Raw genomic sequence first — 2,770 nt, forward strand, 5'->3', positions numbered from 1 at the left:
CGATCAGCCGGTCAACGAGCGCCTGGTCGGCGTCGTAGGCCCAGCATTCGTCCATCTTGCCGTCGCGGATCGAGTAGACGAACAGCCGCTCCACCTCGGCGCCGTCGGGACCCATCGCTTCGCGCACGAGCAGGCCGCCGCGGACCTCGCCCACCATGATGTCGACGATGCGGATCAGCCGGCGCTGCGTCCGTTGCGAGAAGTCCGTCAGCGCCTTCAGCGCCGCCGCCTTGCCGCGATGAACGCCGCTCAGCCGGTGGCGGCCGCCGTAGTGAAGCGTGAAGTCGTCGGCGTAGAGGCCGAACATGGTCGGCACGTCGCCGGCCTCCCAGGCCTTGGCGTAGCGGGTGAGGACGGCGCGGAGATCGGTGTTGCTCATTGGGGGCTCCGAAGCTTGGCCGCACCTTAGCTCGCGCCTCCCGTCGACGCTTCGATCGAGACCGAACCAACCCGGCGCAGACTGGGCTAGGCTCGGCGCATGAGGCTCGGACCCGACATTGCCCGCGTGGCGGCCCTGCTGGGCGACCCCGCCCGCGCCAACATGCTGAGCGCGCTGCTGGGCGGCCAAGCCCTGACCGCCGGCGAACTCGCCCGGGAGGCAGGCGTCACCGCCCAGACCGCCAGCACCCATCTGGCGAAGCTCGAGGACGGCGGGCTGCTGCTCCGCCGCCGCCAGGGGCGGCACAGCTACTTCGCGCTCGCGGGGGCGGACGTGGCCGAGGTGCTTGAGCAGCTGATCGTCGTGGCCGAACGCGCCGGGCACCATCGCACCCGCCCGGGGCCGAAGGATCCGGCGCTGCGACGGGCGCGCGTCTGCTACGACCATCTGGCTGGCGACGCCGGCGTGACCCTGCTCGACGCCCTCCTCGCCGACGGACGCATCCGCGAAACGGAAGGCGCCCTGCTGCTGACCGACGACGGTTGGGCCTTCGCCCGAGCCTTCGGCGTGGTGCTGCCGAATGCCGGGCGCCGCCCCGTCTGCAAGGCCTGCCTGGACTGGAGCGCGCGGCGCAATCACCTGGCGGGCGTGCTGGGCGCGGCGCTGCTGACCCGGATCTACGAGCTCGGCTGGGCGCATCGGCAGGACGGGACCCGCGTCGTCCAGTTCACATCCCCAGGCCTGCGCGCCTTCGAGGCGGCCTTTGCGCCGCTGCCGCAGCAGAACTGACACGATCGCGTCGCTGAACCGATAAGAAGCGCGGCTATGCGGGGCCCCCTCAAGCACTTGGGGGTTTCCATGAAGTCCACGCTCTTCGCCGCGGCCGCGGCGTCCGTCCTCGCTTTCGCGTACCCGGCTCTCGCGGACGACGCGGCGCCCACCGACGTCGAGGAGCTGGTGGTCACCGGCCGGGCCGGTTCGGAGGCGCAGCGGAAGGTCGAGGCGAGCTACGCGATCACGACCGTGTCCGAGGAGAAGCTGCGCCTCCAGTCCCCGCCGAGCGTGGCCGAGGTGCTGAAGAACGTGCCGGGCCTTTGGGTGGAGGCCTCGGGCGGGGTCGGCGGCGCCAATATCCGCGCCCGCGGCATCCCGATCGAGGGCTTCGCCGCCATCGCCCTGCAGGAGGACGGCCTGCCGGTCCAGCACGACGGCGGCCTGGGCTTCCTCAATCCCGACTTCTCGTTCCGCATGGATGAAACGGTGGAGCGCATCGAGGTCGTCCGCGGCGGACCGTCGTCGATCTTCGCCTCCTACGCGCCGGGCGGCACGATCAACTTCCTGACCCGCAAGCCGACGGAGGCGTTCGAGGGACTGGCGAAGGCCGAGGTGGGCGACTGGGGCTACTGGCGGGGCGACGCCTGGATGGGCGGCATGGTCGGCGGCTTCCGGCTGGGCCTGGGCGGCTTCTACCGGCAGGACGACGGCGTCCGCGATCCGGGCTTCGACGCGAACAAGGGCGGCCAGGTGCGCTTCCAGGTCGGCCGCGACTTCGAAGGCGGCTCGATCGACTTCAACGTCAAGCACGTCGACGACAACACCATCTTCTACCTGCCCGTGCCGCTGACGTTCGACGCCAACGGCGACACCGCCGAAATCCCTGGGTTCGACGCCAACTACGGCACCCTGGCCGGCCCGGAGACCGGCCGCCTGACCTTCCGCACCCGCGGCGGCCCCTTCGCCTTCGACCAAACCAAAGGCGCCGACCTGAAGCTGACCCAGTACACCCTGCAAGGCTCGTTCGAACTCGCCGGCTGGGAGATCAAGGAAGGCTTCCGCTACCGCACCAGCGACCTGACCCGTTCCGGCTTCTTCCCGAACAGCCCGGAAGCGGCGTCGGCCCGCATCGCCCGCGACGTGGCGCGCGGGGCCTCGCTGGGCGTGGTCTCCGGCCGGCTCACCTACGTGAACGGCGGCGAGGCGTTCGACGTGGCCGGCCAGAACGGCACGGGCCTGGTCATGGACGCCTTCCTGCGCACCCAGGACATCAAGCTGGACGAGGTGATCAACGACCTGCGCGTCACGCGCACCTTCGACGTCGGCGGCCAGACCCACGACGTGGCGCTCGGCGTCTATTATGCCCGGGCGGAGGAGAGCTTCCTGCAGCAGGGCGCGGCGGTTCTGGTCGACGTGCGCGAGAACGCCCGTCTGCTGAACCTGGTGGGTCTCAACGCCGGCGGCCAGGTGGTCGCGAACTTCACCGACAACGGCTTCTCCCGGTACGGCAGCCAGTTCGACAACGCCGAGGGGGAAAGCACGACCTGGGCGGTCTACGCCGCCGATGAGTGGAGCCTGACCGACCGGCTGCGGGTGGACTTCGGCGTTGTCGAACTG

At 70.6% G+C, this 2,770-nt stretch carries 3 protein-coding genes; 2 read left to right on the forward strand and 1 reads right to left on the reverse strand.

What is annotated here, in order from left to right:
• Window positions 1–379 (reverse strand): nuclear transport factor 2 family protein (locus tag RIF93_RS19895; RefSeq protein WP_309093180.1); only part of this gene is annotated, 379 nt, incomplete at its 3' end.
• A gap of 99 nt (window positions 380–478) precedes the next feature.
• Here RIF93_RS19895 and RIF93_RS19900 point away from each other — a divergent pair.
• Both RIF93_RS19900 and RIF93_RS19905 read left to right on the forward strand, forming a co-directional pair.
• Window positions 479–1,168, forward strand: coding sequence for a helix-turn-helix transcriptional regulator (locus tag RIF93_RS19900; protein ID WP_309093181.1), 690 nt, complete (start codon window positions 479–481; stop codon window positions 1,166–1,168).
• Window positions 1,169–1,237: 69 nt separating this feature from the next.
• Window positions 1,238–2,770: TonB-dependent receptor plug domain-containing protein (locus RIF93_RS19905; RefSeq protein WP_309093182.1), on the forward strand; the 1,533-nt coding region annotated here is incomplete at its 3' end.

The organism is Phenylobacterium sp. (assembly GCF_031181185.1).
Classification (GTDB): domain Bacteria; phylum Pseudomonadota; class Alphaproteobacteria; order Caulobacterales; family Caulobacteraceae; genus Phenylobacterium.

What these genes read in the sequence shown, in the direction of transcription:
- RIF93_RS19900 (WP_309093181.1), top strand. Translation starts at nt 479, where the DNA reads ATGAGGCTCGGACCCGACATTGCCCGCGTGGCGGCCCTGCTGGGCGAC.